Origin of the sequence: Glaesserella parasuis (assembly GCF_002015085.1) — a bacterium.
Taxonomy (GTDB): domain Bacteria; phylum Pseudomonadota; class Gammaproteobacteria; order Enterobacterales; family Pasteurellaceae; genus Glaesserella; species Glaesserella parasuis.
Genome location: NZ_MUXW01000009.1, coordinates 1 through 5,411, shown reverse-complemented (window position 1 = coordinate 5,411; position 5,411 = coordinate 1). Strand labels below are relative to the sequence as shown.

General features: G+C 39.3%; 10 protein-coding genes. 3 read left to right on the top strand and 7 right to left on the bottom strand.

Annotation, left to right across the window (positions count from 1 at the left end; genetic code table 11):
- Positions 1-188: 188 nt before the first annotated feature.
- The 3 genes from B0183_RS04140 to B0183_RS04130 all read right to left on the bottom strand — a co-directional run bounded on the left by B0183_RS04140 (position 189) and on the right by B0183_RS04130 (position 2,240).
- Positions 189-1,037 (bottom strand): BRO-N domain-containing protein, encoded by an 849-nt coding sequence (locus B0183_RS04140; RefSeq protein WP_078208371.1) that lies wholly within the window; start codon positions 1,035-1,037, stop codon positions 189-191.
- Positions 1,038-1,342: 305 nt separating this feature from the next.
- The gene (locus B0183_RS04135) at positions 1,343-1,894 is read right to left on the bottom strand and encodes a hypothetical protein (protein ID WP_078208370.1); all 552 of its coding nucleotides are present in this window, start codon (positions 1,892-1,894) and stop codon (positions 1,343-1,345) included.
- Between the two features lies 1 nt (position 1,895).
- Positions 1,896-2,240, bottom strand: a complete 345-nt coding sequence (locus tag B0183_RS04130) for a hypothetical protein (RefSeq protein WP_026916572.1) — start codon at positions 2,238-2,240, stop codon at positions 1,896-1,898.
- 470 nt (positions 2,241-2,710) lie between these two features.
- Here B0183_RS04130 and B0183_RS04125 point away from each other — a divergent pair, with 470 nt between their 5' ends.
- The gene (locus B0183_RS04125) at positions 2,711-2,896 is read left to right on the top strand and encodes a hypothetical protein (RefSeq protein WP_021116919.1); all 186 of its coding nucleotides are present in this window, start codon (positions 2,711-2,713) and stop codon (positions 2,894-2,896) included.
- Positions 2,897-2,904: 8 nt separating this feature from the next.
- Here the strand turns inward: B0183_RS04125 and B0183_RS04120 are convergent, their stop codons facing one another.
- From B0183_RS04120 to B0183_RS04110, 3 genes are read right to left on the bottom strand one after another with little or no spacing between them, the layout of a single operon-like run.
- Complete coding sequence (locus tag B0183_RS04120; RefSeq protein WP_071610301.1) at positions 2,905-3,279, bottom strand: antiterminator Q family protein; 375 nt, start codon at positions 3,277-3,279, stop codon at positions 2,905-2,907.
- Positions 3,276-3,680 (bottom strand): RusA family crossover junction endodeoxyribonuclease, encoded by a 405-nt coding sequence (locus B0183_RS04115; RefSeq protein WP_021116921.1) that lies wholly within the window; start codon positions 3,678-3,680, stop codon positions 3,276-3,278. Before B0183_RS04115 ends, B0183_RS04120 begins: the two co-directional genes overlap by 4 nt.
- The gene (locus B0183_RS04110; RefSeq protein WP_078208369.1) at positions 3,677-3,967 is read right to left on the bottom strand and encodes a DUF1364 domain-containing protein; all 291 of its coding nucleotides are present in this window, start codon (positions 3,965-3,967) and stop codon (positions 3,677-3,679) included. The genes B0183_RS04115 and B0183_RS04110 overlap by 4 nt, the downstream gene beginning before the upstream one ends.
- Before the next feature lie 89 nt (positions 3,968-4,056).
- Between B0183_RS04110 and B0183_RS04105 the strand changes: the two genes are divergently transcribed.
- Together B0183_RS04105 and B0183_RS04100 are read left to right on the top strand one after the other, a co-directional pair.
- Positions 4,057-4,239, top strand: a complete 183-nt coding sequence (locus B0183_RS04105; RefSeq protein WP_005714427.1) for a type II toxin-antitoxin system HicA family toxin — start codon at positions 4,057-4,059, stop codon at positions 4,237-4,239.
- 38 nt (positions 4,240-4,277) lie between these two features.
- Complete coding sequence (locus B0183_RS04100; protein ID WP_005714429.1) at positions 4,278-4,685, top strand: type II toxin-antitoxin system HicB family antitoxin; 408 nt, start codon at positions 4,278-4,280, stop codon at positions 4,683-4,685.
- Positions 4,686-4,718: 33 nt separating this feature from the next.
- On the opposite strand, the gene B0183_RS04095 is transcribed toward B0183_RS04100, so the two are convergent.
- The gene (locus tag B0183_RS04095) at positions 4,719-5,147 is read right to left on the bottom strand and encodes a recombination protein NinB (RefSeq protein WP_164689675.1); all 429 of its coding nucleotides are present in this window, start codon (positions 5,145-5,147) and stop codon (positions 4,719-4,721) included.
- Positions 5,148-5,411: the final 264 nt, after the last annotated feature.

Sequence of the window (5,411 nt, the reverse complement as noted above, 5' to 3'; positions counted from 1 at the left end):
TTCTGCTCAGGGCTGTAAAATTATTTCGCTTTCTCTCGCTTGTACGAGTTGCAAGCATAGCTGGAATGTACTACTTTTCTCGCACGACGTCAATCACTTTTTGAGCGATTAAACGCATTATTTTTTTGAAACACAAAAGCCACTTGCAACGCTAGGTCGCAAGCGGTCTGTTTGTCGTTTATTGTTGCTTAAAATCTTGCTAATCGTTGTTGATTAAGCTGGGGTAAGACTTGTTCAATAAAAGGGTCAAGCCATACGTTAAATTCGTGTGCGATGTCGTAGGCTTTTCCTGCAATATCGTTTTTAACATAGCGAGAAATGCCTAAATCTTCGTACAGTTTACGATGAAATACTTCTACTTCTTTTGCAAAGGCTCTTGCTCTTACAAGGTATTTGGCAATTTGTTCTGCATCTAAACCTGCAATGGTGATGTCTTTTTTACTGCGGTCAATCGGGCGGTATTGATTGCCGAGTGTGTTTAAGAAGTTAATAACGTGTTCAAACATTGTTTGCGGTAGTTGGTCATACTTCGCTACGTTAAAAGTGCTTTTGAGCCGAGAGTAGATTTCTTGCCAGTGTAATCCTGTTCGATAGTGAGCCTGTTGTACCGCTTCCTGTATAGCTCGTTGTTGCTCTGGGGTAATTGTAAGCGGTGCGATTTGCGTAGAATTTTGCGAATACTGTCCTGTCTTACGAATTTGCGGTAGCACTTCAGCTGTTACCCATTTTCTGAAACGGTGTGGAACAGAGCCTTTTTTCACAGCATCACGGCAACGGAGAATTAAAGTGTACATTCCGCTTTCTGATACGATGTTAATTTCACTTACTCTGTTATCAAAATTTACTCGTTGTTCAAGCCCTATGTTAAACATAGCCCTTTCATCTTCATCAAGGTTTTCTAAGGCTTGAGTAGGATTTTTAATACCCAATGTGTCGCAGACATCTTTTGCAACGAACCAAGGTTCATTGTTTACTGCAATAACACGGATTGATGATTGTTCAAAATTGAATGTAGAGAGTTGAGTTGATTGAGACATAAGTCTGCTCCTTTTGGTTTTTTTTTCGAAGTTTGATTTCCCTATTAGATAGGGTGCCGAGAGGTTCGAAAACCGCCAAAAGTCGGTCGGGATTATTTCCCTTACGGGTATTGTATTCTCCGCCCTCTCGACATTGAGTTTTCCAAATCTATTTTTAATGGCAAGGAAAATAGATCTGCAAAATTTTGATACAAAAAAACCGCTTGTCTGACGGGTGCGGATTGCCGCTTTTGGTTTAGGTTTCGACGCCTATGAAGTAAATATAAAACAAAACCCTATTGATTGCAATAGGGTTCTGGAAGTTATTAGGCATATGCCAATTCATCTTCTGTTTCTGGTATCAACTTCTGCATTTGTTTTGTGCTTAACGTTATAATACCAGAGACAATTTTTTGTGCTTTTGCCATCGCTTTCATAACAAATAACAAAGGAAATAATAACATAAACCAAGCACCTGTATTGATGATAAATGCATCTGAAAATGCATTATTACTGCGACGATACAAGTCTTTCAATGTTGTATTATGCGATGATTCAATAAGCTGTCTTTTCTTCAATACTTTTGCTCGAAATTTAGCATCAGTTTCAAATTTATCTTGAGCTTCTTTCATCAATGAAAGATTTAATTTAGGTAAACGTAGCATTAGTCCTGTTAAGCTAGAATGTAGCATATAGTAAATCGCCTTATCATTCTCACTAAGCTCATCAAGAGAAATCAAATCAAGCTCATCTTTAATTTCAAATAATTCATTGCGAATACCGACTCGTAAATTTGGCGCAATAATTGATTCATAAATGAAATGACCGATGGCAAGTGCTAAGGTTATATAAAATAACCATGTCATTGCTGTCATCATTTTAGTTCTCCTGTTTTTTAGATTTTGTTTGTTTTTGGTATGTTTTTTGCTGTAATTTAGTATATTGGGTAGATAGTTCCGCATATTTTCTACGGATTCTTCGACTATCCCAATACCATATAACCAATATCACAACGACTAAAGCATAACCAACTAAATAGCCATCCTTTAACCCTTGCATGATTTTAAATACCAAAAGCGATAACTGTTCTTCTGGAAGACGATATAACACGAGAAAACAACACAATAAAATGAATAATAAGGGGAGCTGTCCTCTATTCATTGCCGTATTCAATACATCACGCACAGCCTGTGCCCAAGTGACTTTACTATTCTGTTGCTGCACTATACCTATTCTCCTCATAGACAAACAGTCTTGTGATAAGTTCTTATCATATAATATTTTAATACGATAGATTATACGCTTACAAGCATGCTAATTCAACAGCATTACAAATATCTTTTGCAACGAATCATTGCTTACTGCAATAACACGGATTGATGATTTTTCTCTTTCTTGCCATTTAGTGTCAAATAAAATAATGTAGTTTTTACTATTGCAATTAAATATAGTTTAAACTATAATAACTTTGTTTTTAGCAAGGGCTAGAAATGAAGAAACCGCCCTTCTGGTGAGCGGTCTCAAAAAAGGAGCTAGGATATGCCTTGGAAGCTAATCATCCTAGTTATCTTGTTGGTGGTAAGCAATTACGCTTACTAGTTAATAGATAACCCTGCGGGGGATATGTGAGAGTGTCCCCCAACGGCTCCTAATATAACAACTTCAGTTTTAAAAATCAACCAAAGGTAGCGAAAATGGCACTAACAAAAAAAGAAATTCAAGAGAAAAGCGATAAAAAACGTGGGGTGCGTATGGTTGGCTTTAAACTCCACGAAGAAGTGATTGCTTTACTAACCGAACTCTCTGAACAATCGGGTCTGTCTAAAACGCAAATTGTTACTCAAGGTATTAAGCTGTTTGCAGAACAAAATAAGGCGTAGCAATACGCCTAAAACTTCAGTCTAATCAATCCCGAACCAAATACCGCTCCTTCCATAAAATCTCGTGCGGTGCGCAATCGCCTATCAAATGTTCTTGGCGCAATTTGCATCTCAAGACAAGTAGATTGCTTATTCTGTCCTTGTAAGAATACCGCCATTAACACTTGATACGCCTCTAAATCCAAATCATGTAAAGTGATGACCGCAGTATCAATTTTTAAATACTCATCCTCTGTAAGCTCGCTAATACTGTAACTACGCTTAACCTCAACCTCTCTCATAAAAGATTGTAACGAGGGATAACCTCGACACTCTTTATGACTTGCCCAACGGCGAGCCCAGACATGTAAAATATCATCAATGCTAATATGCAGCCTAATCATTTCAACTCCTTAATCTTCACCACAACTCGACCATCTTTCACAATTTCAGGAATAAATTCAGACTCACCTTTATCATTTATCCTGACTTCGCCTACTGCTTCAATACTCTCTTTTACAACATATTTCCAACTATCATCTTTCAGTATTTTGGCGTGAGTAAGGCTATCCATAATCACCTTCCAAAGGTTATCTAAATCCCGATCTCGACGATCTGGCAAATACACCCTAACATCAACAGCGACAAGCCCATCAAAAGGCAACTCAGCAAAACAAGCCAATAGAGCCAATTCCCTAAAACGTTTACCTTTGTCGCTAATATAATGCTTACCTTGTCGGGTATGCCTCCAATAATGGTTTACGCTTGGTGGAAATGGCAAAGCAATCTCTAATTCTCTGCTCACAACTTTCCCTCTCTGCGTAAAATTGCCTGTGTTCTGAACACACCCTCAGCGTGAGCGTGTCGCACAAACTCTGTTTCCAATTTCCGAGTTCTACGGTCGCATTCATCGTGGCAAGCAGAACACGTCCACGCACCGAAAATATCATCAGGCTTTTGCCCAACACCATTTAACCCAGCCATTCGATAATGAGCCAGCACACTTGTTTCAGCATTGAAATTACAAACACCTGGTAAGCGTACTTGGCACTCTCTGCCTTTGGCTTCTTTTCTTAAATTGATTTTCACCATAAAAAATACCTACAATAACTACAAAATGCTTGATTGTTTTTATTTTAGGGTTATAATAACTACAACTATTAACCAATAGAGGAGAAAACGTGGATAGTGAAACGATGATAAAACTTCTCAAAAAGAACGGTTGGGAGCTAGATAGCATAGTCGGTAGCCACCACCACTTTGAGAAGAAAAATCAAAAGGGAGCAGGCAAAGTGACTGTTCCCCACCCGAGAAAAGACTTAGGCTTTCTCGAAAAGAAAATCAGAAAACAAGCGGGGCTGTAAAGCCCCCATTATCCACGTTTAACGAATAAGGAGCTTTTATGTTATACCCACTCATTTTTGAACAAGTTTCCGACGGCTATGTCGTTGCTGTCCCAGATATTGACGGCTGTTATTCTGCTGGAGATACCCTAGAAGAAACTTATAGCAACGTAAAACAAGCTATAGCACTTCATCTCGAATCTGTCGTCAAAGATGGGGGAGAAATTCCAACGCCTACCGCTATCGAAAACCACAAAAACGACCCTGATTTAGACGGTCATAACGTATTTTTCGGTGTGGTTGATGTCGATTTATCCCACCTAATGGGCAAAGCAGAGAAAATCAACATCACCCTCCCTAGCTATCTCATCAAACGCATTGATGATTTTGTTGCGGTTCACAAAGAGTATAAAAACCGTAGCAACTTCTTAGCTAAAATCGCAGCGGATAAAATCTTAACCGCTTAACGCTTACACCTACGCTTAACCACTAAGCGTAGGTTATTTCATCTCCCAAAAATTCCATCTGTCATTAAAATGCACCCCATTAGAAACACCCCACGAAGTTGCATACTCGATTAAACTTGCCATTCGTTTTACGCTCATTTGAGCCGTACTCTCACGAATATTCACTAATTCGCCTTCCAATCCTGTGACCAAACAAGAGCCTTCTTTCGTTGCTTCAGCGTGGGCAGAAATTAAAATGACCTTCCACGTTTCAGGCGGTAGCCATTCGCCGTTAAATTGCACCTGTCTGGCAATATCGACACACATTGCGTGAAATTTGGCATTTTGCTTAAGGTTGCGAGTGGCTGGCTTCACATCAACCACTAACGGCTTTTTCTCGTCCACTGGTAACGCTTTCACAAATTCAAGGGCATTGTTTTTGATTTGCTCAGTGCGTAGAAAGTATTTTTGCTTATACTCCATACCTACCAACCTTTGTTCCATACCTACCAACCTCCTTACTTCTTAACCTGCTCTTTCGTAAAATACCCACAAGACTTCGTTCTGTTCATCGCACAATCCTTGCTGATGTTGGGGAATCGCCCTGTGTAATGACCGTTACAGCGATAAGGCTCTTCAACGTGCCACCCCCAGTCGTCATTAATACTTAAATCTTCCAGCTCTCCGCCACATTTGGGGCATTTGTAATCACTCATACCCACCTACATCAAAACTCACCTAAAACCC